General features: G+C 71.8%; 19 protein-coding genes. 6 read left to right on the top strand and 13 right to left on the bottom strand.

Going from position 1 to position 25661, the window contains the following annotated elements; genetic code table 11:
* Nucleotides 1-64: 64 nt before the first annotated feature.
* Entirely contained in the window at nt 65-1495 is a 1431-nt protein-coding gene (locus ACF073_RS24590; RefSeq protein WP_392073375.1) for a cytosine permease, read from the top strand.
* Nucleotides 1496-1523: 28 nt separating this feature from the next.
* Here the strand turns inward: ACF073_RS24590 and ACF073_RS24585 are convergent, their stop codons facing one another.
* The gene (locus ACF073_RS24585) at nt 1524-2612 is read right to left on the bottom strand and encodes a branched-chain amino acid aminotransferase (RefSeq protein WP_392073373.1); all 1089 of its coding nucleotides are present in this window, start codon (nt 2610-2612) and stop codon (nt 1524-1526) included.
* Between the two features lie 240 nt (nt 2613-2852).
* The gene (locus ACF073_RS24580) at nt 2853-3896 is read right to left on the bottom strand and encodes a 3-isopropylmalate dehydrogenase (RefSeq protein WP_392073371.1); all 1044 of its coding nucleotides are present in this window, start codon (nt 3894-3896) and stop codon (nt 2853-2855) included.
* A 143-nt stretch (nt 3897-4039) separates the two neighbouring features.
* Between ACF073_RS24580 and ACF073_RS24575 the strand changes: the two genes are divergently transcribed.
* Nucleotides 4040-5611, top strand: coding sequence for a purple acid phosphatase family protein (locus ACF073_RS24575; protein WP_392073369.1), 1572 nt, complete (start codon nt 4040-4042; stop codon nt 5609-5611).
* Between the two features lie 87 nt (nt 5612-5698).
* Here the strand turns inward: ACF073_RS24575 and ACF073_RS24570 are convergent, their stop codons facing one another.
* From ACF073_RS24570 to ACF073_RS24555, 4 genes are all read right to left on the bottom strand, one after another.
* Nucleotides 5699-5830 carry a hypothetical protein gene (locus ACF073_RS24570; protein WP_392073368.1) on the bottom strand — a complete coding sequence of 44 codons (132 nt, stop codon included), beginning with the start codon at nt 5828-5830 and terminating at the stop codon, nt 5699-5701.
* A 315-nt stretch (nt 5831-6145) separates the two neighbouring features.
* Nucleotides 6146-6739 (bottom strand): GNAT family N-acetyltransferase, encoded by a 594-nt coding sequence (locus tag ACF073_RS24565; RefSeq protein ID WP_392073714.1) that lies wholly within the window; start codon nt 6737-6739, stop codon nt 6146-6148.
* 98 nt (nt 6740-6837) lie between these two features.
* On the bottom strand, nt 6838-8469 hold the full coding sequence (pruA, locus tag ACF073_RS24560) for an L-glutamate gamma-semialdehyde dehydrogenase (RefSeq protein WP_392073366.1): 1632 nt from the start codon (nt 8467-8469) through the stop codon (nt 6838-6840).
* A gap of 61 nt (nt 8470-8530) precedes the next feature.
* On the bottom strand, nt 8531-9511 hold the full coding sequence (locus ACF073_RS24555; protein WP_392073364.1) for a proline dehydrogenase family protein: 981 nt from the start codon (nt 9509-9511) through the stop codon (nt 8531-8533).
* Nucleotides 9512-9676: 165 nt separating this feature from the next.
* Here ACF073_RS24555 and ACF073_RS24550 point away from each other — a divergent pair, with 165 nt between their 5' ends.
* Nucleotides 9677-10888, top strand: coding sequence for a PucR family transcriptional regulator (locus tag ACF073_RS24550; RefSeq protein ID WP_392073362.1), 1212 nt, complete (start codon nt 9677-9679; stop codon nt 10886-10888).
* Between the two features lie 31 nt (nt 10889-10919).
* Here ACF073_RS24550 and ACF073_RS24545 read toward each other — a convergent pair whose 3' ends face one another.
* Entirely contained in the window at nt 10920-11504 is a 585-nt protein-coding gene (locus ACF073_RS24545) for a TetR/AcrR family transcriptional regulator (protein ID WP_392073360.1), read from the bottom strand.
* Between the two features lie 97 nt (nt 11505-11601).
* Between ACF073_RS24545 and ACF073_RS24540 the strand changes: the two genes are divergently transcribed.
* Complete coding sequence (locus tag ACF073_RS24540; RefSeq protein ID WP_392073358.1) at nt 11602-13143, top strand: MFS transporter; 1542 nt, start codon at nt 11602-11604, stop codon at nt 13141-13143.
* Nucleotides 13144-13210: 67 nt separating this feature from the next.
* On the opposite strand, the gene serA is transcribed toward ACF073_RS24540, so the two are convergent.
* The 6 genes from serA to ACF073_RS24510 form a co-directional block, all read right to left on the bottom strand.
* Nucleotides 13211-14800 carry a phosphoglycerate dehydrogenase gene (gene serA, locus ACF073_RS24535; RefSeq protein WP_392073356.1) on the bottom strand — a complete coding sequence of 530 codons (1590 nt, stop codon included), beginning with the start codon at nt 14798-14800 and terminating at the stop codon, nt 13211-13213.
* A gap of 250 nt (nt 14801-15050) precedes the next feature.
* Nucleotides 15051-16049: a ketol-acid reductoisomerase gene (gene ilvC / locus ACF073_RS24530; RefSeq protein ID WP_392073354.1), complete on the bottom strand. Its 999-nt coding sequence runs from the start codon at nt 16047-16049 to the stop codon at nt 15051-15053.
* A gap of 116 nt (nt 16050-16165) precedes the next feature.
* Nucleotides 16166-16690, bottom strand: coding sequence for an acetolactate synthase small subunit (gene ilvN / locus ACF073_RS24525; RefSeq protein ID WP_392073352.1), 525 nt, complete (start codon nt 16688-16690; stop codon nt 16166-16168).
* Between the two features lie 20 nt (nt 16691-16710).
* The gene (locus ACF073_RS24520; RefSeq protein ID WP_392073350.1) at nt 16711-18558 is read right to left on the bottom strand and encodes an acetolactate synthase large subunit; all 1848 of its coding nucleotides are present in this window, start codon (nt 18556-18558) and stop codon (nt 16711-16713) included.
* A 353-nt stretch (nt 18559-18911) separates the two neighbouring features.
* Complete coding sequence (locus tag ACF073_RS24515; protein ID WP_392073349.1) at nt 18912-21932, bottom strand: putative bifunctional diguanylate cyclase/phosphodiesterase; 3021 nt, start codon at nt 21930-21932, stop codon at nt 18912-18914.
* 416 nt (nt 21933-22348) lie between these two features.
* On the bottom strand, nt 22349-23326 hold the full coding sequence (locus ACF073_RS24510; protein ID WP_392073347.1) for a 2-hydroxyacid dehydrogenase: 978 nt from the start codon (nt 23324-23326) through the stop codon (nt 22349-22351).
* A gap of 75 nt (nt 23327-23401) precedes the next feature.
* On the opposite strand from ACF073_RS24510, the gene ACF073_RS24505 reads away from it, so the two are divergent.
* Both ACF073_RS24505 and ACF073_RS24500 read left to right on the top strand, forming a co-directional pair.
* Nucleotides 23402-24400 (top strand): aldo/keto reductase, encoded by a 999-nt coding sequence (locus tag ACF073_RS24505; protein WP_392073345.1) that lies wholly within the window; start codon nt 23402-23404, stop codon nt 24398-24400.
* A 98-nt stretch (nt 24401-24498) separates the two neighbouring features.
* Nucleotides 24499-25656: a PQQ-dependent sugar dehydrogenase gene (locus tag ACF073_RS24500; RefSeq protein WP_392073343.1), complete on the top strand. Its 1158-nt coding sequence runs from the start codon at nt 24499-24501 to the stop codon at nt 25654-25656.
* Nucleotides 25657-25661 lie beyond the last annotated feature (5 nt).

Genomic DNA, 25661 nt, shown 5'->3' with positions numbered 1-25661 from the left:
ACGGCCCGCACGTCACATTGAACGTCGCTCTAACCCAGTGGCGGCCGTCGAAGGAGACCCAGCCATGCCGATAGAACAGCGCGGAGTCGACACCATCCCGGACGCGGAACGCACCAGCGGTCCGCGGGACCTCGTATCGATCCTGCTCGGCTCCAACCTCTGCCTCGGAGTGATCATCTTCGGCTGGCTGCCGCCGTCCTTCGGGCTCGGCTGGTGGGGGTCGGTCAGCTCCGTCGTGGCGGGCACGGTGATCGGCACCCTGTTCACCGCCCCGCTCGCCCTGGTCTCGCTGCGCACCGCGACCAACCTGTCCACCTCCTCCGGCGCCCAGTTCGGTGTGCGCGGCCGGCTGGTCGGCTCGGTCGTCGGACTGCTGCTCGCGCTCGGCTACACCGCGCTGACGGTGTGGATCGGCGGCGACGTGATGCTGATGGTCCTCGGCCGGCTCTTCGGCGTGCCGGCGGACGGGGTGGCGTACGCCCTCGTCTACGCGGTCCTCGCCGCGGCGACCGTCGCGGGCGCCGTCTTCGGCTACCGCGTCCTGCTCGCCATGTCCCGGGTGCTGGCCCTCGGCATGACGGCCCTGCTCGCCCTCGGCGTCCTCGCCTACGCCCCGCACTTCACCACCTCGGCGCTGCCGGACGCGGGCGGCTATCTGCTGGGCTCCTTCTGGCCCACCTGGTTCCTCGCGGCGGTAGCGGCGGGCCTGTCCGGGCCCATCGCCTTCATCACCCTGCTCGGCGACTACACCCGCTACATCTCCCCCGCCCGCCACACCAGCCGGCGCGTCCTGCACGCCACCTGGCTGGGGCTGGTCCTCGGCCTGCTGGTGCCGCAGCTGTTCGGCACCTTCACGGCGTACGCGGCCCGCGCGGCCACCGACTACGCGGGCCCGCTGGTCGCGGCCTCTCCCGGCTGGTACCTGGTCCCGCTGCTGCTGGCCGCCTCGGCCGGCTCGGTCGGCAACGCGGGCCTGATGCTGTACTCGATGGGCCTGGACCTGGACGCGATCCTGCCCCGCGCCTCCCGCGCCCGCGCCACCTGTGCCGTGGCCGTGGTGGCCACCGCCTGCGTCTTCGCCGGCCACTACGCCTGGAACGCGCAGTCGGCGATGACCTCCTTCGTCCTGCTGCTCACCGCCATCGGCACCCCGTGGGCGGTCATCACCCTCATCGGCTTCGCCCGCTGCCGGGGGGTCTACGACGCCGACGCCCTCCAGGTCTTCAACCGCCGTTCGCTGGGCGGGATCTACTGGTACCGGGCGGGCTGGAACGTGCGGGCCGTCGTCTCCTGGGCGGCCGGCGCGGCGGTCGGCCTGCTGGCGGTGTCCCTGCCGTCGTACGAGGGCCCGCTGCTCTCCCTGACCGGCGGGGTGGACTGCAGCTTCCTGCTGTCGGGGCTGGCCGGCGGCGCCGTGTACCTGCTGCTGACCTCCGGCCGGGAACGGCCGAGGGCCGCCGCGGACGTCGAGGAGTCCGAGGCGGCCCTGGCATAGCCGGCCCCGCGCACGCGCGGGGACCCGGTCAGCCGATCGTGTGCATCCAGCCGTGCTTGTCCTCGGTCATGCCGCGCTGGACGCCGAGCAGGGCCTCGCGCATCCGCAGGGTGACCGGGCCGGGCGTGCCGTCGCCGTGCGTCCACTGGCCCGTCTTGGTCTTGACGTGCCCGATCGGGGTGACCACAGCCGCGGTGCCGCAGGCGAAGACCTCGGTGAGCGCGCCGGACGCGGCGTCCCGGCGCCACTGCTCGAGGGTGACCGTGCTCTCCTCGGCGGTGTAGCCGAGGTCGCGGGCGACCTGGAGGAGCGAGTCGCGGGTGATGCCCTCCAGGATCGAGCCGGTGAGCGACGGGGTGACGATCCGGTCGCCGTAGACGAAGACGACGTTCATGCTGCCGCTCTCCTCGACCTTGGTGCGGGTGACCGCGTCGAGGTAGACGACCTGGTCGCAGCCGTGCGCGGCGGCCTCGGCCTGCGGGAGCAGGGAGGCGGCGTAGTTGCCGCCGGTCTTGGCGTCGCCGGTGCCGCCCGGGACGGCGCGGACGTGGTCCTCGGAGACCCAGATGGTGACCGGCCGCACCCCGCCGGCGAAGTAGGCGCCGGACGGCGAGGCGATCAGCATGAACAGGTACTCGTTCGCCGGGTGCACGCCGAGCGCGGCCTCCGTGGCGAACATGAACGGCCGCAGGTACAGGGCCTCCTCGCCGCCGTGCGGCGGAACCCAGTCGGCGTCCTGGGTGAGCAGCGCGTCCAGCGCGGCGATGAACAGCTCCTCGGGCAGCTCGGCCATGGCCATGCGGCGGGCGGAGGTGCGGAACCGGCGGGCGTTGGCCTCGGGGCGGAACAGCGCGATCGAGCCGTCGGGCTGGCGGTAGGCCTTCAGCCCCTCGAAGATCTCCTGGCCGTAGTGCAGGACGTGGGTGGAGGGGTCCAGGGAGATCGGGCCGTACGGAACGAGCTGGGCGTCGTGCCAGCCGCGCCCCTCCGTCCACTTGATCGTCACCATGTGGTCGGTGAAGTGGCGGCCGAACCCCGGGTCGGCCAGGATCGCCTCGCGCTGGGCGGCGGCGAGCGGGCTGGCGGAGGGCTTGAGCTCGATCGTGGGCGTCGTCATCAGTGGTTGTCCTTCACCGGTTGTAGTGACGGGCCGCGTTCACTCCTGTACTGGCGGTCGTCAGTGCTAGGACGTCCGAGCATTCCCTCATATCGCGGCTCCGCGTCCGATTATCGCGCGGGCGCCGAGCCGGAAGGAATGGGGGTGAAGCGGCCCAGGGTTGATGGTGGCACCCGGCGAGGCACAGGAAAAGCCGCCGGGTGCGGTCGCGACCCGGCGGCTTGGGTGGAGCGCGGCGGGTCAGCCGGCTACGCGTACGGCGAGCGCGTCGCCGATCCGGGAGGTCGAGCGGGCCGGCTGCCCGGAGCGCTCGGTGAGGTCGGCGGCGACCGCGGCGTCGATGCGGTCGGCCTCGTCGTCGTAGCCGAGGTGGCGCAGCAGCAGGGCGACGGACAGGACGGTGGCGGTGGGGTCCGCCTTGCCCTGGCCCGCGATGTCCGGGGCCGAACCGTGCACCGGCTCGAACATGGACGGGAACGCGCCGCTCGGGTTGATGTTGCCGGAGGCGGCCACGCCGATGCCGCCGGAGACGGCCGCGGCGAGGTCGGTGATGATGTCGCCGAAGAGGTTGTCGGTGACGATGACGTCGAAACGGCCGGGGTCGGTGACCAGGTAGATGGTGGCCGCGTCGACGTGGACGTAGTCCGTGGTGACGTCGGGGAACTCCTGGGCCACCCGCTGGAAGACGTTCGTCCACAGGTGCCCGGCGAAGGTCAGCACGTTGTTCTTGTGGACCAGCGTGAGCTTCTTGCGGGGGCGGGCCTGGGCCCGGGCGAAGGCGTCGCGGACGACCCGCTCGACGCCGTAGGCCGTGTTGACGGAGACCTCGGTGGCGACCTCGTGCGCGGTGCCCTTGCGGATGGTGCCGCCGTTGCCGGTGTACGGGCCCTCGGTGCCCTCGCGGACGACGACGAAGTCGATCTCCGGCTGGCCGGCGAGCGGGGTGGCGACCCCCGGCAGCAGCTTCGACGGGCGCAGGTTGACGTGGTGGTCGAAGGCGAAGCGGAGCTTGAGCAGGAAGCCGCGCTCCAGGACGCCGGACGGCACCGACGGGTCGCCGATGGCGCCGAGCAGGATGGCGTCGTGCCCCTTGAGAGCGTCGAGGTCGGCGTCGGTGAGGGTCTCACCGGTGGCGTGGTAGCGCTGCGCGCCGAAGTCGTACTCCTTGGTCTCCAGCTTCACATCCTGCGGCAGGACGGCGGAGAGGACCTTGAGACCCTCGGCCACGACCTCCTGGCCGATGCCGTCACCGGGGATCACTGCGAGATTGATGCTGCGAGACATGCGGGCACCCTACTCCTCGTCCCATGGGATGACACGCGATGTCCGCCATCCGGACACCCGGACGGATCGCCGGTGTCCTCCCGTCGGCCGGCGTTCACCCGTACGTGGCAGGGCGGTTGGCCCATGGTGGAAGGTTCCGGGACATGGACACCCCTGACGTCGGTATTCCGCCGCGGCTCGCCGGACGGCTGAGCATGGCCGAGCAGTACGAGTACCTGCGCACCCGTGTGCTGCCCCGCCGCACCCTGGTGTCGGCCGGCGCGGTGGCGGGCGGTCTGCTGACCGGCTGCGCGACCGCGTCCGGCGCGAAGCCCGGCGCGAGCGGCTCGCGGGCGCCCGCCTCGGCCACCTCGCGGGCGCCTGGCTCGGTGGTCCGCCCGTTCGGCCGCCATCTGGCCTTCGGCGCCGACCCCCGGACGCAGCTGCGGATCTCCTGGCAGGTGCCGTTCGCCGTCAAGCGGCCGTACGTCCGGGTCGGCCTGCGCCCGGACGATCTCGGGCGCCGGGTCGCGGCCGAGCTGCGCCCGCTGCACACGCCCGGGGTGCCGGGGGTGCGGCAGGCCCTCGAGCAGTACTACGTGCACGCGGCCGTGGACGGCCTGACGCCCGGCACGACGTACTACTACGGCGTCGGCCACGACGGCTGGGAGCCCACCGCCGCCGGCCACCGCGCGGCCATCGCCTCCTTCCGCACGGCACCCGCGCGCGGGGAGCGGTTCGTGTTCACGGCCTTCGGCGACCAGGGCGTGAGCCGGGCCGCGCACGCCAACGACGATCTGGTGCTGCGCCAGAAGCCCGCCTTCCATCTGCACGCCGGCGACATCTGCTACGCGGACGTCAACGGCACCGGCCACCCGACGGACGGCTACGACCCCGCCTTCTGGGACCTGTTCCTGAAGCAGAACGAGCCGGTCGCGCGGTCCGTGCCGTGGATGGTGACGACCGGCAACCACGACATGGAGGCCTGGTACTCGCCGGACGGCTACGGCGGCCAGCTGGCCCGGTTCTCGCTGCCGGAGACCGGCTTCGACCCGCACGGCACACCGGGCGCGTACGCGTTCACCTACGGCAACACCGCCTTCGTCGCACTGGACGCCAACGACGTCTCGTACGAGATCCCCGCCAACCTCGGGCGCAGCGGCGGCCGGCAGACGGCCTGGCTGGACCGGAAGCTGCGGCAGCTGCGCGCCGCCGAGCACATCGACTTCGTGGTCGTCTTCTTCCACCACTGCGCCTACTCCACCTCGCAGCACGCCTCGGACGGGGGCGTGCGCCGGGAGTGGCTGCCGCTGTTCGCCGAGCACCAGGTGGACCTGGTGATCAACGGGCACAACCATGTGTACGAGCGCACGGACGCGATCAGGGCGGGGAAGGTCGGCCGTGCGGTGCCCGTCGGCGGCTCCACCGACCCCGCCCGGGACGGCACCGTGTACGTGACGGCGGGCGGCGGCGGCCGGGATCTGTACGGCTTCCCCTCGGGGGTGAGGGACAGCTACGAGGGGCACCTCACCCGGCACGAGGAGGTCCGGACCTTCGCCTGGACGAAGGGCGGGGAGCGCGCGCCGGAGACGGCGGAGTGGTCCCGGGTGCGCTACACCGGCTTCTCGCTGCTCTCGGTGGAGGTGCGGGCGGGCACGTCGCCGCGGCTCGCCGTGTCGGCCCTGGGGCAGGACGGGCGGCGGATCGACCACTTCGAGGTGCGGCGCGGCCGGTGAGGGCCGCGCCGCACCCCACGGGTCCCCCCCCCGCTCGAACGACGTCGAGCGGCGGGGGACGGTGCGGCTCCCGGCTGGTGGTCCGGCTCAGTGGCCGGTCTCGCCGCCGTTGTCCCGGCGGTCGAGGGCGCGCTGGAGGGCGGCGGCGGCGTTCTTGCGCTCGGGCTCGCTCGTGCGGGGCACGTGGCGGACTCGGCGGCGGGCGGTCGTCTCGGCCATGGGAATCGACTCCTTCGGCAAACGCGGAGCACGGCAATGAGGGGGAGACGCCGGAAGAGGCGGGGAGCACGGCCGCAGGGGTTGCCTGCACGGGCCCGGCTCACGACCGCCATTCGCTGGATCGAGCGAGACGTTCGGCTCCTTTCAAACTAAGGGAGCGGCCCGCATCTGTCTGCCCAATTACTCGGACTTCCTACTATCTGAGACGGCGAGCTGGATCACACCGCTCTGAGCTGCGGCTTCGCGCGTTCGGGGGGGTACTCCGACCGGGCGGCCGGCGGGCGAGGCCGGGCCGCGGCACAGCCCGACGGCTCGTCAGGTGACATCCCCGTCCCGCCAGTCGAAGACCAGTTCCCCGGCCGGGTCGAGCGGTCCGGCGAGTCCGGGCCGCACGTACACGTCCCCCTCCTCGTCCGGCAGCCGGACGATCCCGTCGGGCGAGAGGGCGTGCACCCGCCCGGGCCAGCGCTGCCAGCCCCGGGCGGTGTACAGACGGGCCCCGTCCGCGCTGGCCGAGAGCGCGCCGAGGTCGTAGGCCCGCTCGGTCAGCCGCTCCAGCTCGGCCATCACCCGGCCGCCGAGACCGGTGCGCCGCGCGTCGGCCCGTACGGCGACGGCCTCCACATATCCGGTGCGCAGCCAGCGCCCGCGGTGCCGCAGCCGGCGCAGCACGACCGAACCGTGCGCGGCGAGCCCGGCCCCGTCCCGGACGAGCACATGCATGCCGCCCAGCCCGTGGTCCCAGTCGTCGTCGGAGAATCCTCCGTCGAAGGCGGCGTCCAACAGGGCGCGCACCGCGCGGAGTTCGGACGGTTCCAGCTCGGCGGTGTGGGCGAGGCGCAGGGTCATGGCGCCAGTATCGCGCGTGGTCCCCGAGGGCCGCGCGCGCCCTGAAGCAGGCAGTGGCATGCCCATGCCTGAAGTGACCCGAGGGTCCGCAGAACGTGGAAACGGCCCGGGAAGCCCGCTCTGTCGTCGGGTTTCCCGGGCCGGGATCGCGGGGCTGGTCAGCCCATGTGCGGGTAGGTGTAGTCGGTCGGCGCGACCAGGGTCTCCTTGATGGCGCGGGTCAGCGTCCAGCGCATCAGGTTCTGCGGGGCACCGGCCTTGTCGTTGGTGCCGGAGGCACGGCCGCCGCCGAAGGGCTGCTGGCCGACGACGGCGCCGGTCGACTTGTCGTTGATGTAGAAGTTGCCCGCCGCGTAGCGGAGCTTCTCCATCGTGTACGCCGCCGCGGCGCGGTCGTTGGAGATGACGGCGCCGGTCAGGGCGTAGTCGGAGACCGACTCCATCTGCTCCAGCATCTCGTCGTACTTGTCGTCCTCGTAGACGTAGACGCCGAGGACCGGGCCGAAGTACTCCGTCCGGAAGATCTCGTTCTCCGGGTCGGTGGACTCGATGACGGTCGGGCGGACGAAGTAGCCGACCGAGTCGTCGTAGCTGCCGCCCGCGACGATCGTGCAGGTCGGGTCCTGCTTGGCGCGGTCGATGGCGGCCTTGTTCTTGGCGAAGGCGCGCTCGTCGATCACGGCGCCGAGGAAGTTCGACAGGTCGGTGACGTCACCCATGGTCAGGTAGTCGACCTCGGCCGCGAACTCCTCCTTGAAGCCCGAGTTCCAGATGGAGGCCGGGATGTAGGCCCGGGAGGTGGCGCTGCACTTCTGGCCCTGGTACTCGAAGGCACCGCGGGTCAGCGCGGTCTTCAGGACGGCGCGGTCGGCGCTCGGGTGGGCGACCAGGAAGTCCTTGCCGCCGGTCTCGCCGACCAGGCGCGGGTAGGAGCGGTACTTCTCGATGTTGTTGCCGACCGTCTTCCACAGGTACTGGAAGGTCTTGGTCGAGCCGGTGAAGTGGATGCCGGCCAGGTCGCGGTGGTTCAGGGCCACCTCGGAGACCTCGATGCCGTCACCGGTGACCAGGTTGATGACGCCCTTGGGCAGACCGGCCTCCTCCAGCAGCCGCATGAGGAGCACGGCGGCGTGGGTCTGCGTCGGGGACGGCTTCCACACCACGACGTTGCCCATCAGCGCGGGCGCGGTGGGCAGGTTGCCCGCGATGGCGCTGAAGTTGAACGGCGTGATCGCGTAGACGAAGCCCTCCAGCGGGCGGTGGTCCATGCGGTTCCACACGCCCGGGGAGTTCGCCGGGGGCTGCTCGGCCAGGATCTGGCGGGCGTAGTGGACGTTGAAGCGCCAGAAGTCGACCAGCTCGCAGGGCGTGTCGATCTCGGCCTGCTGGGCGGTCTTCGACTGGCCCAGCATGGTGGAGGCGGCGATGGTCTCGCGCCAGGGGCCGGACAGCAGCTCGGCCGCGCGCAGGATGATCGCGGCGCGGTCGTCGAAGGACATCGCACGCCAGGCCGGCGCGGCGGCCAGGGCCGCGTCGACGGCGTCCTGCGCGTCCTGCCGGGTGGCGTTGCGCAGGGTGCCGATGACGGCCTTGTGGTTGTGCGGCTGCACGACCTGGATGGTCTCGCCGCCGCCCATGCGCTGCTCGCCGCCGATGGTCATCGGCAGGTCGATCGGGTTCTCGGCCAGCTCCTTGAGCTTGACCTCGAGCCGGGCGCGCTCGGGCGAGCCGGGGGCGTAGCCGTGCACCGGCTCGTTGACGGGGGTGGGGACCTGGGTCACAGCGTCCATGAGATCCGTAACTCCTTGTACGTGAGCGGGTGTTGCCGGGCGGCGGGCGGGAGGGTGCGCCTCAGCCCTTGCTGACCATGGAACGGAGGAAGAAGCGCAGGTTGGCAGGCTTCTCCGCGAGACGGCGCATGAAGTAGCCGTACCAGTCCGTGCCGTAGGCGGTGTAGACGCGCATGCGGTGGCCCTCGGCGGCCAGTCGCAGGTGCTCGTCGCTGCGGATGCCGTAGAGCATCTGGAACTCGTACTCGTCGAGCTTACGGCCGGCCTGGTGCGCGAGTTCCTGGGCGATGGAGATCAGGCGCGGGTCGTGGGACCCGATCATCGGGTAGCCCTCGCCCTCCATCAGCGTCTTCAGGATGCGCACATAGGCCTTGTCTATCTCGTGCTTCTGCTGGTACGCGACCTCGGCGGGCTCCTTGTAGGCGCCCTTGACCAGGCGGACGCGGCTGCCGGACTCGGCCAGGCGGCGGGCGTCGGCCTCGGTGCGGAAGAGGTAGGCCTGGATGACGCAGCCGGTCTGCGGGAAGTCCTTCCGCAGCTCCTCGTGGATGGCGAACATCGAGTCGAGGGTGGTGTGGTCCTCGGCGTCGAGCGTCACCGTCGTACCGATGGCGGCGGCGGCCTCGACGACCGGGCGGACGTTCGCGAGGGCCAGCTCGTGGCCGCCGTGGAATGCGGGGGCGGCCCCGGAGGACCCTTCGGGCAGGGTGGTGGCGGGTGACGCGAGGGCCTGCCCGAACATGGAGAGCTTGACGCTCATCTCGACCCGCTCCCCCAGCTCCAGCAGCTTGAGCTGCTCGATCAGGGCCAGGTAGGCGTCGCGGGCCGCGGTGGCCTGCTCGGGGGTGGTGATGTCCTCGCCGACGACGTCCATCGTCAGCTCCAGGCCCTTGGCCGTCAGCTCCTCGATGATCGGGACGATGTCGCTCACCGTCTCACCGGGGATGAAGCGGTCGACGACCTGCTTGGTCACCGGGGCCGCCGAGATCAGGCGACGCATCCGGTCGCTGCGCGACGCGGCGAGAATCACGGGACCCAGCACGGGGCACCTCCACAACAAGGCCAAGAAGTAGGCCGAAACCCGACGCTTCGGGTACGGCACGGAGAACCACCGTGAAACCTAAGGATCTCTCCGATCTTCGGCCATCGACAGCTGTCACGCATCCGTGCCCGGGATCTCAGACATATGTATGAAGAGGGTCGGAGAATGCGGGAGAATGCCCGGGTGGAGGCCGATTACAAGCGCGACTACCAGGAGCTCGTCGACGAGATCTCGGAGCTGCTGGGAGTCCCCGCGACCCTGGAGAACCGCGACTTCGAGCTGATCGCCTTCGGTGTGTACGACAGCGAGGGCGAGCTGGACCCCTCCGCGCTGGATCCGGTGCGCACCCGCTCGATCCTGACCCGCCGCTCCACGGCGCCCGTCCGGACCTGGTTCGAGGGCTTCGGCATCACGCGCGCGACCGAACCGGTGCGCATCCCGCCGAGCCCCGAGGCCGGTGTCTACCGCGGCCGCATCTGCCTGCCCGTACGGCATCGGAATGTCGTCCTCGGCTACGTCTGGCTGCTGGACGGCGACCCGGGGCCGACCGGCGCCCAGCTGGCCGCCGCCATGCGCGTGGCGGGCCGGATCGGCGCGCTGCTGGCGGACGAGGCGGAGGCCGGGGCCGGGCTGAGCCGCGAGCTGCGGGCGGTGCTCACCGCGGAGCGGGGCTGGCAGCGGGACATGGCGGTGGCCGATCTGCGCACCGCGCTCGGGCCCCGCGCGGACGGCCCGCACACCCTGGTCTGTGTCGCGCCCTGGCCGTCGGCCGACCCGGACGACGCCCCGGCCCCGCGTACGGTCCCGCACGCCACCGCGCTGTGCACACTGCCCTGGGGGCCGACCGGACTGAGCCTCGCGGTGCTGGTCCGGCTGCGCACCACGGACCTGCCGACCCCGGCGCTGACGGCCGCCACCCGGCTGCTGAAGGAGTCGGAAGGGGCGCGCGGACGCCTGGCCGAGGAGCGGACGGCCGCCGGGGTGGGCGAACCCCGCACGGGCCTCGCCGAGCTGGGCGCGGTCTGGCAGGAGGCCTCGGCCGCCGCGCGCGCCGCACTGGCCGAGCCGCGGTTCGGGCCGGTCGCCCAGTGGGCGCGGATCGGGGCGTACCGGCTGCTGACCGCGCTGCCGCCGGAGGCCGCGCACGACCGTGTGGTCGGCCCGCTCCTCTCCCCCGCCCACCGGGAGCTGGCCCGCACCGCGGAGGTCTATCTGGACTGCGCGGGCCAGGCCGGCCGCACCGCGTCCGAGCTGGGCGTCCACCGCCAGACGCTCTACTACCGGCTGTCCCGTGTGGAGCAGCTGACCGGCCTTGACCTGGACGACGGCGAGGACCGGCTGCTGCTGCACATGGCGCTGAAGCGGGCCCGGTTGTGACCGTCCGCCCGCTCGCGGCCCCCGCCCGGGGTCAGTCCCGCGCCGTCCCCCGGATCACCCGCCGCAGCCCCTCCGTGAGCTGCTCCGCGGTGGTCGCCGTCTCCGGGTCGAAGAGCCACTGGACCATGAGGCCGTTGAGCAGGGTCTGGTAGAGACGGCCCTCGGTGTCGGTGGTGTCCTGGTCCACCTCGGCCTCCGGGACCCCCAGGAACATGGCGGCGAGCCCCGAGCGGCCCTCTTCCTGCGCCTCGGCCAGCAGCTTGCGCACCTCGGCGAGCCGCTCGTCCTGGAACATCAGCTCGAAGCTCAGCAGCCAGGTCGCCCGCGCCTCGGGGACGGCACGGATGACGGCGCCCCAGATCTCCTGGAAGCGCTCCAGCGAGCCGGGGGGCTGCGTCACCTCACCGCCGAGGCCGGGATCCCACCGCTCGCCCACGCTCTCGATCAGCGAGATGTACGCCTGCACCAGCAGCGCGTCCTTCGAGCCGTAGTGGTAGCCGATCGAGGCCAGATTGGTGCCCGACGCCTTGACCACGTCCCGCGCGGTCGTGCGCAGGAAGCCCTTCTCCAGCAGGCAGCGCCTGGCGCCTGCGAGCAGATCCTCACGGTGTCCCATGCGGCCACCCTACCCCCGGATCCATACACCTGTCCTAGACGCATGAATTATACAATCGTTCTAGACAAGCGTTTAATACGTCCGTACAGTCCTCGGCATGACGAACTCGACGAGCACCACCGCCCCTGCCTGCGCCCCCGTCGGCGCCCCCGCCCGTGCCGGGCGCCGCGAGTGGACCGCGCTCGGTGTGCTGATGCTGCCGCTGCTGCTGGTCTCGATGGACGTGTCGGTCCTCTACTTCGCGACCCCCGCGATCAGCGCCGACCTGCGGCCGAGCGGCACCCAGCAGCTGTGGATCTTCGACATCTACGGATTCGTCCTGGCCGGCCTGCTGATGACGATGGGCGCCCTCGGCGACCGCGTCGGCCGCCGCAAGCTCCTGATCGCGGGCGCCGCGGCCTTCGGCGCCGCCTCGCTCCTCGCGGCCTACGCGACCAGCGCCGAGACCCTGATCGCGGCCCGCGCGCTCCTCGGCGTCGGCGGCGCGACGCTGATGCCGTCCACGATGGCGCTGGTGCGCACGATGTTCACCGACCCGTCCCAGCGGGCGAAGGCGATCGGACTGTGGTCCGGCGTGATGACCGGCGGTATCGCGCTCGGCTCCGTGCTGAGCGGCATCCTGGTCGAGCACTTCTGGTGGGGCTCGGTCTTCCTGGTCAACCTGCCCGCCATGGCACTGCTGCTGCTCCTCGGCCCGGTGCTGCTGCCCGAGTCGAAGAACCCCGCGCCCGGCCGCTTCGACTGGGTGAGCGTCCCGCTGTCGCTGGCCGCCGTGCTCCCCGTGATCTACGGCCTGAAGGAGATCCCCGCCGAGGGCTGGCACCCGCGCTACGTCGTCTCGGTCGCCGTCGGCCTGCTCTTCGCGGCCCTCTTCGTCCGCCGGCAGCGCACCGCGGCCTCCCCGCTGGTCCCGCTGTCCCTGCTGAAGGGCCGCGGCTTCGCCCCGGCACTCGTCCTGAACCTCGTCGCCTCGCTCGGCATGATGGGCTCGGCCGTCTTCACCACGCAGTACCTGCAGTCGGTCCTCGGCAAGAGCCCGCTGGACGCGGCCCTGTGGAGCCTGCTGCCGTCGGTGTTCATCGGGGTCGCCGGTCCGGTCGCCGCGCAGCTCGTCGAGCGGGGCGTCCACCGCGGGTACGTCATCGCCGGCGGCTTCGCGGCCATGGCGGCCGGCTATGTGCTGCTCGCCCTCGTCGGCACCGACTCGCTGTGGCTCGCGCTGGCCGCGTCCGGCGTCCTGGCCTGCGGGATGGTCGCGATCATGTCCCAGCTGACCGACCTCGCGATGAGCGGCGCCCCGGTGGAGCGGGCGGGCACGGCCTCCTCGCTGCTGGAGACCGGCGCCGAGTTCGGCGGCGCGCTCGGCATGGCGGTCCTGGGCTCCATCGGTACCGCGCTCTACCGCCACGAGATGCCGGGCACGGCCCCGGACCAGGCCCGCGAGACCCTGGGCGGCGCGCTCGCCACGGCCGCCGCTCTGCCCGGCCGGGCCGGCGAGACCCTGCTCGCCACGGCCCGCGAGGCGTTCATCAGCGGGATGCGGGGCGCCGCGCTGGCCGGCGCGGTACTGCTGGCGGTGGCGGCGGTGGGCGCGGCGATGACACTGCGCCAGATCGCGCCCGGCCGGGGCGGAAAGTAGGACGACGCATGGACGCCGGACGGGCCGAGGTCTCCCTCGGCCCGTCCGGCGTCCATGCGTGAGCGGGTCAGACCAGGTTCACCGAGCGGGCGGACGTCGCCCCGATCTCGGCGGCCACCTCGGAGAGCACACCGGCGCCCACCGTGTCGTCCACGGTCAGGACGGCCAGCGCCTCGCCGCCCACCGTCGCACGCGCGACCTGCATGCCCGCGATGTTGATACCCGCCTCGCCGAGGATGCGGCCGACGGTGCCGACGACACCCGGACGGTCCTCGTAACGCAGCACGAGCATGTGGTCGGCGAGGGCGAGGTCGACGTCGTAGTCGCCGACCGCGACGATCTTCTGCACATGCTTCGGGCCGGCCAGCGTGCCGGAGACCGACACCTCCTCGCCGGTGCCCAGCGTGCCGCGCACGGTCACCACGTTGCGGTGCTCGGCCGACTCGGAGCTGGTGGTCAGGCGCACCTCGACACCGCGCTCCTGCGCGAACAGCGGGGCGTTGACGTACGAGACGGTCTCGTCGACGACGTCCTCGAAGACACCCTTGAGCGCGGACAGCTCCAGCACCTTCACATCGTGCTGGGTGATCTCGCCGTAGACCTCGACGTCCAGCCGCACGGCCACCTCGCCGGCGAGCGCGGTGAAGATGCGGCCGAGGCGCTCGGCGAGCGGCAGACCCGGCTTGACGTCCTCGGCGATGACACCGCCCTGGACGTTGACGGCGTCCGGCACCAGCTCGCCGGCGAGCGCGAGGCGCACCGACCTGGCCACGGCGATGCCCGCCTTCTCCTGCGCCTCGTCGGTGGAGGCACCGAGGTGCGGGGTGCAGACCACCTGGTCGAGCTCGAAGAGCGGGGAGTCCGTGCAGGGCTCCTTGGCGTACACGTCGAGGCCGGCGCCGGCGACCCGGCCCTCCTTCAGCGCCGCGTACAGCGCCGCCTCGTCCACGATGCCGCCGCGCGCGGCGTTGACGACGCGCACGCTCGGCTTGACCTTGCGCAGCGCCTCGTCGCCGATGAGGCCGAGGGTCTCGGGGGTCTTGGGCAGGTGGACGGTGATGAAGTCGGAGACCTCGAGCAGCTCGTCGAGGGAGAGCACCTTGACGCCCATCTGCGCGGCCCGCGCGGGCTGCACATAGGGGTCGTAGGCGACGACCTTCATCCCGAAGGCGGACATGCGCTGCGCGACGAGGGCGCCGATGCGGCCCAGGCCGACGACGCCGAGCGTCTTCTCGGCCAGCTCGACACCCGTGTACTTGCTGCGCTTCCACTCGCCGTTCTTCAGAGCGGCGTTGGCCTGCGGGATGTTGCGGGCGGTGGAGAGGAGGAGACCGCAGGCCAGCTCGGCGGCGGTCACGATGTTGGAGGTGGGGGCGTTGACGACCATCACGCCGGCCTTGGTGGCGGCGGAGACGTCGACGTTGTCGAGGCCGACGCCGGCCCGCGCGACGACCTTGAGCTTCTTCGCCGCGGCGATGGCCTCGGCGTCGACCTTGGTGGCCGAACGGATCAGGATCGCGTCGACCTCGGCGATGGCCGGAAGCAGCTCGGCGCGGTCCGCGCCGTTGCAGTGCCGGATCTCGAAGTCCGGACCGAGTGCGTCGACGGTGGCAGGCGACAGCTCTTCAGCGATGAGTACGACAGGTTTCGAGCTCACGTGAGTCCTCACATGTGCGATGCGGACGGCCGTCCCGACGGCCGCAGGCGGAGGAGGGGGGCTAGCCGCGGAAGACGCACGACGCTGTGGGCCTGACGCGTGTTGTGCAGAAGTGTAGTGGCGCGGCGGCGAGCGTATTACGCCTCCGCGGAAGGATCACCCGGACGGGAGACTCCATCTTGTACGGGGTCCGGGTGAAGCCCCGCGGCGGTGCCCCCGGCCGAGGGGGCACCGCCGCGGGACCGGGAGGTCACGCCTCCTCGTCGACCCACGACATGAGCTTGCGCAGCTCCTTGCCGGTGGTCTCCAGCAGGTGCTCGGAGTCCTGCTGCTTGTACTCGTTGTACTTCTTCAGACCGCCGTGGTACTCGTCCATCCAGTTCTTGGCGAAGGTGCCGTCCTGGATCTCGGCGAGGACCTTCTTCATCTCGGCCTTGGTGGCGTCGGTGATGATCCGCGGACCGGTGACGTAGTCGCCCCACTCGGCGGTCTCGGAGATCGACCAGCGCATCTTCTCCAGGCCGCCCTCGTACATGAGGTCCACGATCAGCTTCAGCTCGTGCAGGCACTCGAAGTAGGCGATCTCCGGCTGGTAACCGGCCTCGGTCAGCGTCTCGAAGCCCGCCTTGACCAGCGCCGCCGTACCACCGCAGAGCACCGCCTGCTCACCGAACAGGTCGGTCTCGGTCTCCTCGGTGAACGTCGTCTTGATCACGCCCGCGCGGGTGCCGCCGATGCCCTTCGCGTACGACAGGGCCAGCGCGAAGGCGTCACCGGAGGCGTCCTGCTCCACCGCCGCGATGCACGGGACACCACGGCCCTCCTCGTACTGCCGGCGCACCAGGTGGCCCGGGCCCTTCGGCGCGACCATGCAGACGTCCACACCGGCCGGCGCCTTGATGAAACCGAACCGGATGTTGAAGCCGTGACCGAAGAACAGCGCGTCGCCGTCCTTCAGGTGCGGGGCGATGGACTCCTCGTAGACCTGGGCCTGGATCGGGTCCGGGACCAGGATCATGATGACGTCCGCCTCGGCGGCCGCCTCGGCCGGGGTCACCACGCGCAGACCCTGCTCCTCGGCCTTGGCCTTGGACTTCGAGCCCTCGTGCAGACCGACCCGCACGTCCACACCCGAGTCACGCAGCGACAGGGCGTGGGCATGGCCCTGGCTGCCGTAGCCGATGACCGCGACCTTGCGGCCCTGGATGATGGACAGGTCGGCGTCGGCGTCGTAGAACAGCTCGGCCACTTTGGGTTCTCCTTGTGTGCAGGTGGTGCGTCCCACCGTATGACGGGGGGCGGGAGGGAAGTTCGGGGGTCTCGGCATACGGGCGACCGGCGATCACCGACCGCCCGTTTCCAGTCTTACGCCGTCCGGTCGAGGGCGCGCAGCGAGCGGTCCGTGATCGAACGGGCGCCGCGGCCGATCGCGATCGTGCCGGACTGGACCAGCTCCTTGATGCCGTACGGCTCCAGCATCTTGAGCATGGCGGACAGCTTGTCGCTCGAACCGGTGGCCTCGATGGTCACGGCCTCCGGGGAGACGTCCACGGTCTTGGCGCGGAACAGCTGGACGATCTCCACGATCTGGGAGCGGGTCTCGTTGTCGGCGCGGACCTTCACCAGGACGAGTTCGCGCTGGACCGCCTGGCCGGGTTCCAGCTCCACGATCTTCAGCACGTTGACGAGCTTGTTGAGCTGCTTGGTCACCTGTTCGAGCGGCAGTTCCTCGACACCCACCACGATCGTGATGCGGGAGATGTCGGGGTGCTCGGTGACACCGACCGCGAGCGAGTCGATGTTGAAGCCGCGCCGCGAGAACAGGGCGGCGATCCGGGCGAGGATGCCGGGCGTGTTCTCCACCAGGACGGAGAGCGTGTGCTTGGACATGTCTCTGTGGTCTCTCTCGCTCAGTCGTCTTCGTTGTCGCCGAAGTCGGGGCGGACGTCCCGGGCGGCCATGATCTCGTCGTTGGAGGTGCCGGCGGCGACCATCGGCCAGACCATCGCGTCCTCGTGGACGATGAAGTCGACGACGACCGGCCGGTCGTTGATGGAGTTGGCCTCCTCGATGACCTTGTCCAGGTCCTCGGGGCGTTCGCAGCGCAGGCCCACGCAGCCCATCGCCTCGGACAGCTTCACGAAGTCCGGCACCCGCGTGCCCTTGGCCTGCGGGTTGACGTCGTCCGGGCCGCTGTGCAGGACGGTGTTGGAGTAGCGCTGGTTGTAGAAGAGGGTCTGCCACTGGCGGACCATCCCGAGCGCGCCGTTGTTGATGATCGCGACCTTGATCGGGATGTTGTTCAGCGCGCAGGTGGTCAGCTCCTGATTGGTCATCTGGAAGCAGCCGTCACCGTCGATCGCCCACACGGTCTGACCGGGCCGGCCGGCCTTCGCGCCCATCGCCGCCGGCACCGCGTAGCCCATCGTCCCCGCGCCACCGGAGTTCAGCCAGGTGGCCGGCTTGTCGTACTGGATGAAGTGCGCCGCCCACATCTGGTGCTGGCCCACACCCGCCGCGAAGACCGTGCCCTCCGGCGCCAGCCGCCCGATCCGCTCGATGACCTGCTGCGGGGAGAGCGAGCCGTCCTCCGGCTGGTCGTAACCCAGCGGGTACGTCTCCCGCCAGCGGTTCAGATCGTTCCACCAGGCGCTGTAGTCACCCTGGTGGCCCTCGCTGTGCTCCCGCTGCACCGCCTGCACCAGATCCGCGATCACCTCACGCGCGTCACCGACGATCGGCACGTCCGCCGCGCGGTTCTTGCCGATCTCCGCCGGATCGATGTCCGCGTGGACGATCTTGGCGTACGGGGCGAAGCTGTCCAGCTTGCCGGTCACCCGGTCGTCGAACCGGGCTCCGAGCGCGACGATCAGGTCGGCCTTCTGCAGCGCGGTGACGGCCGAGACCGCGCCGTGCATGCCCGGCATGCCCACGTGCAGCGGGTGGCTGTCCGGGAACGCGCCCAGCGCCATCAGGGTGGTGGTGACGGGCGCACCGGTGAGCTCCGCGAGGACCTTCAGCTCCGCGGTCGCCTGCCCCTTGAGGACGCCGCCTCCGACGTAGAGGACGGGCCGCTTGGCGGAGGTGATCAGCTTCGCCGCCTCACGGATCTGCTTGGCGTGCGGCTTCGTCACCGGCCGGTAGCCCGGCAGGTCCATGGTGGGCGGCCAGGAGAAGGTGGTCTTCGCCTGGAGGGCGTCCTTCGCGATGTCGACCAGCACCGGGCCCGGCCGGCCCGTGGAGGCGATGTGGAACGCCTGCGCGATGACCCGCGGGATGTCCTCCGCCTTGGTGACGAGGAAGTTGTGCTTCGTGATCGGCATGGTGATGCCGACGATGTCCGCCTCCTGGAAGGCGTCCGTACCGATCGACTTGGAGGCGACCTGGCCGGTGATCGCGACCAGCGGCACGGAGTCCATGTGCGCGTCGGCGATCGGCGTGACCAGGTTGGTGGCGCCCGGCCCCGAGGTGGCCATGCAGACACCGACCCGGCCGGTGGCCTGCGCGTAGCCGGTGGCGGCGTGGCCGGCCCCCTGCTCGTGCCGGACCAGGACGTGCCGGACCCGGGTGGAGTCCATCAACGGGTCGTACGCCGGGAGGATCGCACCGCCGGGAATACCAAATACCGTGTCCGCGCCGACCTCCTCGAGGGAGCGGATCAGGGACTGCGCACCCGTGACGTGCTCGACGGGGGCGGACTGCTGTCCTCCGGATCGGGGCCGCGGCTGCGGATGGGCCCCGGTGGCCTGCTCGGTCATCGGCATTCTCTTCTCGATGCTGAGGGTTTTTGCGAGGTTCGGGCGGGTTTGGTGCACTGCACGAAAGGCACTCGTGCAACAAAAAACCCCTCGTGCCGCAAGGCAAGCGAGGGGAGCGCGTCGGTGAGGTCGCTGGGCATTCCGGATCGGTCCTCCGGTGGTTCCCAGCTCAGCCGACGCGCTGGCCAAGTACGAGAATTCGGGTGCGCATGGCACTGACCCTCCCTCCGGCACGCACCACGTGTCAAGTGGGTGGGACGGGCGTCTCAGAATGTGAACGAGGGGCACGGCCGCCTCCGAAGACAGCGGGAACACACCCTGTGTACACCCCCGCGCCCCTCCCCACGAGTCCTTCACCTCCCCGGTGCGACAGAGGGGGTCGACGCCGCGATCGCGCTCAGCCCCTCGGGCCTGCGAGCGGTGCCGGTCTCGACGCCGACCAGCCCCTGCGGCTCTCTCGCACTGCCCGCGAACGCCGGCTCGGCCGGTCCGTGCGGCACCGGATAATGGCCGGATCCGAGCGCCCGGCGCAGCCGGTACTCGTCCAGCGGACCGGCGAACGCCATGCCCTGCCCATGGGTGCAGCCCATCGCGCGCAGCGCGACCACCTGCTCGGGCAGGTCCACGCCCTCGGCCACCGACTGCAGCCCGAGATCGCCGGCGATCCGCAGCAGACCGCTGGTGATCTTGTGCAGCCGCGCGGACTCGACCACGCCCTCGACCAGACCGCGGTCGAGCCTGAGGATGTCGACGGGCAGCCGCCGCAGGGCCGTGATGGCCGCGAAGCCGCTCCCGAAGCCGTCCAGCGCGATCCGTACCCCGAGTCTGCTGAGCGCGGTCAGCCGCCGCTCCAGCTCGTCGAGGCAGACCCGCGGATCGGTGTCGGACAGCTCGACGACCAGTGCCCCGGGCGGCAGCCCGTACCGGGTCAGCAGCGCCTCCACCGAGCCCAGGGGCGTCGACTTGTCCAGCAGCCGCCGGGCGCTCGTCCGCACCGCCACCGGTACCGCACACCCGGTCGCGGCCCGCTCGGCCGCCTGCTCCACGGCCTCCTGGAAGATCCAGCGGTCCAGCTCGGCGGTCTTGTCACCGTCCTCGGCCACCCGCAGGAACTCGGCCGGCGTGAACAGCACGCCCTGGGAGGAGCGCCAGCGCGCCTGCGCGGAGACCGCCGTGATCCGCCCGCTCTGCAGGGACACCACCGGCTGGTGCAGCAGGGCGAACTCGCCGTCGTGCAGGGCGGCACGCAGGCGCGTGGCCAGCTCGGCCTTGCGGACGACGTCCTGCTGCATCTGCGGCTTGTACAGCTCGACCCGGCCCTTTCCGGCCGACTTCGCGCGGTACATCGCCAGGTCGGCGTTGCGGAGCAACTCGCCCGCTCCCAGGCCCGGTTCGGCGAAGGCGACGCCGATGGACGCGTTGACCCGGACATCGTTGCCGTCGATGGCGTACGGCTGGGAGAGGGTGACCCTGAGGCGGTCGGCGAGCTCCAGGATGTTCCGCTCCCGGGCGGCACGGTCCCGGGTGCCGTCCCCGACGATCAGGGCCGCGAACTCGTCGCCGCCCAGCCGGGACGCGGTGTCCCCCTGCCGGACCGCGTCCTGGAGTCTGCGGGCGGCCTGGACCAGCAGCTCGTCCCCGGCCTGGTGCCCGATGGTGTCGTTGACCGCCTTGAAGCCGTCGAGGTCGATGAAGAGCACCGCCGTACCGCGCAGGGCGGCACCCCGGTCGGTGGCCCGGCGGCCGGACAGGGCCTGCTGCACGCGCCGGGTGAACAGGGCGCGGTTGGGCAGGTCGGTCAGCGGGTCGTGCTCGGCGTTGTGCTGCAACTGCGCCTGGAGGCGCACTCTTTCGGTCACGTCCCGGCTGTTGAAGATCAGCCCGCCGTGGTGGCGGTTGACGGTGGACTCGACGTTGAGCCAGCCGCCGTCGCCGGAGCGGAACCGGCACTCGATGCGCGTGGTGGCCTCCTCGAGCGGGTTGGCGGCGAGGAAGCGGCGCACCTCGTGCACCACGCAGCCCAGGTCCTCCGGGTGGATGAGGCCGGCCAGCTCGCTGCCGACCAGTTCCTCGGCGGGCCGGCCGTACACCCCGGCGGCGGCCGGGGAGACGTACCGGAGCATGCCGTTCGGCGCGGCGATCATGATGACGTCGCTCGACCCCTGCACCAGGGAGCGGAAGTGGTTCTCCTTCTGGGCCAGTTCCTGGGTGAGGGTGATGTTGTCCAGCAGCATGATCCCCTGCCGGATGACGAGCGCCAGCACCACGGCGCCCGCCGTGATCAGCACCACGTGATCCGGTCGGCGGCCGTTGAGGACGTTGTACAGGATGCCCAGGGTGCACACGGCGGCGGCGAGATACGGGGTGAGCGCGGCGAGGGAGCCGGTGAGCGGCCGGCCTGCCGGGTAGCGGCTGTGCTCGCCGGCGCCGGGCGCGGGCAGCGGCAGCTGGTGGCCCGTGCCGCGCTGGCCCGGCACATGCTCGTGGACCACGCGCGTGTGCCCGTCGCCCGCGCGTGCCTCCTGCGCGCCGCGCCGCCGGGGCGCGGCCCAGGGGGCGTAGGCGAGCAGCAGCGAGCCGGCGAACCAGCCCGCGTCCAGCAGCTGCCCGGAGCGGTAGCCGCTGTGCAGCAGCGGCGAGGTGAACAGGGCGTCGCACATCACGGTCAGCGCGAGCGCGCCGATCGCGGTGTTCACCGCCGTACGGTTGCCCGGGGCGCGGCGGAAGTGCAGCGCGAGGACCATGCTGACGAGCGCGATGTCCAGCAGCGGGTACGCCAGCGACAGCGCGGCGTGCGCCACGCTCGACCCGTCGAACCGGGCCGCCTGGGCGAGCGCGAGACTCCACGACAGGGTCAGCAGCGAGCCGCCGATCAGCCAGGCGTCGAGACCCAGGCAGATCCAGCCCGCGCGGGTCACCGGCCGCTTGGCGAGCACCAGCAGGCCCACGATGGCGGGCGGCGCGAAGCACAGGAAGAACACGTCGGCGTAGCTCGGGCTGGGCACGGTGCTGCCCAGCACCACCTCGTACCAGCCCCAGACCGCGTTGCCCAGGGCGGCCATGGCCGAGGACAGGGAGAACAGCAGCCAGGCCGACCGGAAGCGCACGCGCCGGCTGCGGGCGTACAGGAAGCAGGAGACGGCGGCGGTGCCCGCCGCCGCGCTCAGACCGAAGTCGCCCATGATCAGCGCGACGGCGTCCGTGCCCCAGTCGAACGCGGCCCCGACGGCGTAGGCCGCGCAGACCAGGGCGATGGCGAGCTGCTCCAGCAGCCGGGTGCCGTCAGCGGCGGCCGGCCTGCGGGGCGGCGGTGCCTCGTGCGGGTGCGGTGCGCGCACCGCTCCGTCGAGGGTGGTCGCGGGCGGGGCGCTCACCGGGGCCTCCCGGTGACCGCCGCTCCCGGGTCCCGACGGTCCCGCTGCGCCGGATGCGCATGCCTGCGACGGGCGCTGTGCCTGCGCTGGTGGTGACTGTGATGGCTGGTGTGCTGGCCGCGCCTGCGCGCTGCCGTGCGCCAGGGTCGCCGTCGGCGGCTCCGCCGCGTCGGATCGTTCGTCCATAGGCCGTGCATCGCCCGTCGCCCCCCTCACAAATCTGAAATGTCCATCCCCGGCGCCGAAGTCAGCGGCGCAGCCCCTGTCGGGACGATACACCAGGATCGTCACTCAGGGACATAGCGTCTCTACGCTCCGTGACGACCAGGGGGTATGCGGGTACGGGCCGCGTCCGGAGGGTTGCGGAGGGTGCCGAACGGGGGTCTCGTAGGGACGGTATCGGGTGCGCGGAAGGGTTAACGCCCGATTGCTCCCGGCGTTTCGGGACCGGTCGTAAGGATCACGTTCCGCAGGGGTTCCTGGCGGACGAAACGGGTCAACTGGTCGACCAGCAGTCGCTTGGCGCGCGGCAGGAAGGCCGAGGAAGGGCCGCCCACATGCGGGCTGATCAGCACGCCCGGCGCCCGCCACAGGGGGTGGCCGGGGGGCAGCGGCTCCGGGTCCGTCACGTCGAGGGCGGCGGTGATCCGGCCGCGCTCCAGCTCGGCGAGGAGCGCCTCGGTGTCGACGACGGGGCCGCGCGCGACGTTCACGAGCAGCGCGCCGTCCTTCATGCGGCCGAGGAACCCGGCGTCCACGAGTCCCTGGGTGGCCTCCGTGAGGGGCGTGCAGAGGATCACGACATCCGCGTGCGGAAGCAGGGAGAGCACATCGGTGATCGGATGCACGGGACCGCGCGCCGTGGTGCGCGAGGAGCGCGCAACGCGCGCCACCCGCGCGAGCTCGAACGGTGCGAGCCGGTCCTCGATGGCGGCGCCGATCGCCCCGTACCCGACGATCAGGACGCTCTTGTCGGCGAGGGCCGGGTGGAATCCGCTCCCCCAGCGCTCCTCCTGCTGGGCGCGGACGAATCCGGGGATGCCGCGCAGCGCCGCCAGGGTCAGGGCGAGCGCCAGCTCGGCCGTGCTCGTCTCGTGCACCCCGCGCGCATTGCACAGCCGCACGCCGGGCGCGATCACCGACAGGTGGGCGGTGATGTCGTCGACGCCGGCGGTGAGCGTCTGGATGAGCCGGACGTTCGTCAGGTGCTCCAGCGGCGCCACCCGGACCGACATCCGCTTCATGTACGGCACCACGTAGACGGCGCAGTCCGCGGGGTCGCCGGGAAACGGCTGGTCACCTTCCTCGCCCCCGTCCCAGAACAGGTACCGGGGGCCCGCGGGCAGCCCCTCGATCTCCTCGGGCGCAATGGGCAGCCACACCTGTGAAGTCATGCGAGGAGGCTATGTCAGGCGCGTCCGGGCGCAGAGGTTAGGTTGGGGGCCGGGCAGAGGGAGGTTCACGAGCAGGTGGAGCGCAGGACGATCGGCGCGGGGGGACTCGCGGTGGGGGCCGTCGGACTCGGATGCATGCCGATGAGCTGGGCGTACAGCGGATCCCGGCAGCGCGGGGAGGAGTCCATCAGAACCGTGCGCCGGGCGCTGGACCTGGGCTGCGACCTCCTGGACACCGCCGACATGTACGGCCCGTTCACCAATGAGCTGCTGCTGGGCCGGGTGCTCAGGGAGCGGCGCCGGGATGCCTTCGTCTCCACCAAGGTGGGGCTGCTGGTGGGCGAGCAGCACATCGTGGCCAACGGCCGCCCCGGCTATGTGCGGCGGGCCTGCGACGCCTCGCTGCGCCGGCTGCAGACGGACGTGATCGACCTGTACCAACTGCACCGCGCCGATCCCGAGGTCCCGGTCGAGGAGACCTGGGGCGCGATGGCGGACCTGGTGCGGGCCGGGAAGGTACGGGCGCTCGGCCTGTGCGCGGTCGGGGCGCGCGGCGGGCGCCGCACGGGCACCGGGCTGCACGACATGACGCTGCGCCAGTTGCGGCGGGTGCAGCAGGTGTTCCCGGTGAGCGCGGTGCAGGCGGAGCTTTCGGTGTGGTCGCCGGAGGCGCTCCAGGCGCTGCTGCCGTGGTGCGAGGCGCGGGGTGTGGGTTTCCTGGCGGCGATGCCGCTGGGCAACGGCTTCCTGAGCGGCACGCTGACGCCGGGCGAGGGTTTCGAACGGGACGACGTGCGCGCCCGGCACCCCCGGTTCACGGCGGAGATGATGGCGGCCAACCAGCCGATCGTGGCGGGCCTGCGGCGCATCGCCGGCCGGCACGGCGAGGACGTCACCCCGGCCCAGGTGGCGCTGGCCTGGGTGCTGGCGCAGGGCCGCCATGTGATCGCGGTGCCGGGCAGCAAGCAGGAGCGCTGGGCGGCCGAGAACGCGGCGGCCACCGGGCTGCGGCTGACCGCGCAGGACCTGGCGGAGGTGTCCCGGCTGCCGGCGGCGCTGGGGTCCTGGGACTGAGGCCGCTGCCTTCGGTCGCACCGGACCGGGAACCCGGGAGGCGCCCGGGGTGTATGAGAAGGAGAGAGCCTGCCGCTGACCGCCGCCTCGAAGGGACCGTGATCGTGCGACATCGCGTTGTACCGGCCGTGCTGGCCGCGACCGCCCTGCTGCTGACAGCCGGCTGCTCCGCCGGGGGCGGGGACTCCCCGCGACCGGCGCCGGGCACGTCGACGCCCGGTGCCACCGCTTCCGCCCGGGGCAGCGCGCCGGCGGCTCCGGCGAAGGGCTCGGTGCGGGTGCTGCGCACGGTGGCCGAGGGGCTGAAGACGCCGTGGGGGCTGGCTCCGCTGCCGGACGGCGGTCTGCTGGTCTCCTCCCGGGACGAGGGCACGATCAGCCGGATCGACGAGAAGACCGGCCGCCGTACCGAACTGGGCACGGTCTCCGGGGTCTCACCGGCCGGCGAGGGCGGTCTGCTGGGCATCGCCCTCTCCCCCGCCTACGCCTCGGACCACATGGTCTACGCCTACTTCACCTCGGCATCGGACAACCGCGTCGTCCGGATGCTGTACGACGAGCGGAAGCCGGCCGGTGAGCAGCTGGGCGCTCCGGACACGGTGTTCAAGGGGATCCCCAAGGGCTTCATCCACAACGGCGGCCGGATCGCGTTCGGCCCGGACGGCATGCTGTACGCGGGCACCGGCGAGAGCGGGCAGCGCGGGCTGGCGCAGGACAGGAAGTCGCTGGGCGGCAAGATCCTGCGGCTGACCCCGGACGGCGAGCCGGCCCCCGGCAACCCCTTCCCGGGCTCCCCCGTGTACTCGTACGGCCACCGGAACGTCCAGGGGCTGGCCTGGGACGACCGGCAGCGGCTGTTCGCGGCGGAGTTCGGGCAGGACACCTGGGACGAGCTGAACGCGATCAAGCCCGGCGGCGACTACGGCTGGCCCGAGGCCGAGGGCAGGTCCTCCGGCGCCGGCTTCGAGAACCCGGTCGCCCAGTGGCACACCGACGACGCCTCCCCCAGCGGCATCGCCTGCGTGGGCGGTGTGATCTGGATGGCGGGGCTCAAGGGCGAGCGCCTGTGGCGGGTCCCGCTGAACGGCACCTCGGCGGCGGCCGACCCGCAGGCGTTCCTCACCGGTCGCTACGGGCGGCTGCGTACGGTCGTCCCGGCGGGCGGCGACAGGCTCTGGCTGGTCACGAGCAACACGGACGGACGGGGCACCCCGGAGAAGGGGGACGACCGGGTGCTTGAGGTGCGGGTGCGATAGCCCGG

Source organism: Streptomyces sp. NPDC015171, assembly GCF_043079545.1.
Classification (GTDB): Bacteria; Actinomycetota; Actinomycetes; order Streptomycetales; family Streptomycetaceae; genus Streptomyces.
Note: the sequence above shows the minus strand (reverse complement) of the source record. Positions and strands in the feature narration are given on the sequence as shown.

Excerpts from the sequence above, each read along its gene's own strand:
- ACF073_RS24590 (WP_392073375.1), top strand. The coding sequence starts at position 65 with ATGCCGATAGAACAGCGCGGAGTCGACACCATCCCGGACGCGGAACGC.
- ACF073_RS24585 (WP_392073373.1), bottom strand. The coding sequence starts at position 2,612 with ATGACGACGCCCACGATCGAGCTCAAGCCCTCCGCCAGCCCGCTCGCC.
- ACF073_RS24580 (WP_392073371.1), bottom strand. The coding sequence starts at position 3,896 with ATGTCTCGCAGCATCAATCTCGCAGTGATCCCCGGTGACGGCATCGGC.
- ACF073_RS24575 (WP_392073369.1), top strand. The coding sequence starts at position 4,040 with ATGGACACCCCTGACGTCGGTATTCCGCCGCGGCTCGCCGGACGGCTG.
- ACF073_RS24570 (WP_392073368.1), bottom strand. The coding sequence starts at position 5,830 with ATGGCCGAGACGACCGCCCGCCGCCGAGTCCGCCACGTGCCCCGCACG.
- ACF073_RS24565 (WP_392073714.1), bottom strand. The coding sequence starts at position 6,739 with ATGCCACTGCCTGCTTCAGGGCGCGCGCGGCCCTCGGGGACCACGCGC.
- pruA (WP_392073366.1), bottom strand. The coding sequence starts at position 8,469 with ATGGACGCTGTGACCCAGGTCCCCACCCCCGTCAACGAGCCGGTGCAC.
- ACF073_RS24550 (WP_392073362.1), top strand. The coding sequence starts at position 9,677 with ATGCGGGAGAATGCCCGGGTGGAGGCCGATTACAAGCGCGACTACCAG.
- ACF073_RS24545 (WP_392073360.1), bottom strand. The coding sequence starts at position 11,504 with ATGGGACACCGTGAGGATCTGCTCGCAGGCGCCAGGCGCTGCCTGCTG.
- ACF073_RS24540 (WP_392073358.1), top strand. The coding sequence starts at position 11,602 with ATGACGAACTCGACGAGCACCACCGCCCCTGCCTGCGCCCCCGTCGGC.
- ilvN (WP_392073352.1), bottom strand. The coding sequence starts at position 16,690 with ATGTCCAAGCACACGCTCTCCGTCCTGGTGGAGAACACGCCCGGCATC.
- ACF073_RS24520 (WP_392073350.1), bottom strand. The coding sequence starts at position 18,558 with ATGACCGAGCAGGCCACCGGGGCCCATCCGCAGCCGCGGCCCCGATCC.
- ACF073_RS24510 (WP_392073347.1), bottom strand. The coding sequence starts at position 23,326 with ATGACTTCACAGGTGTGGCTGCCCATTGCGCCCGAGGAGATCGAGGGG.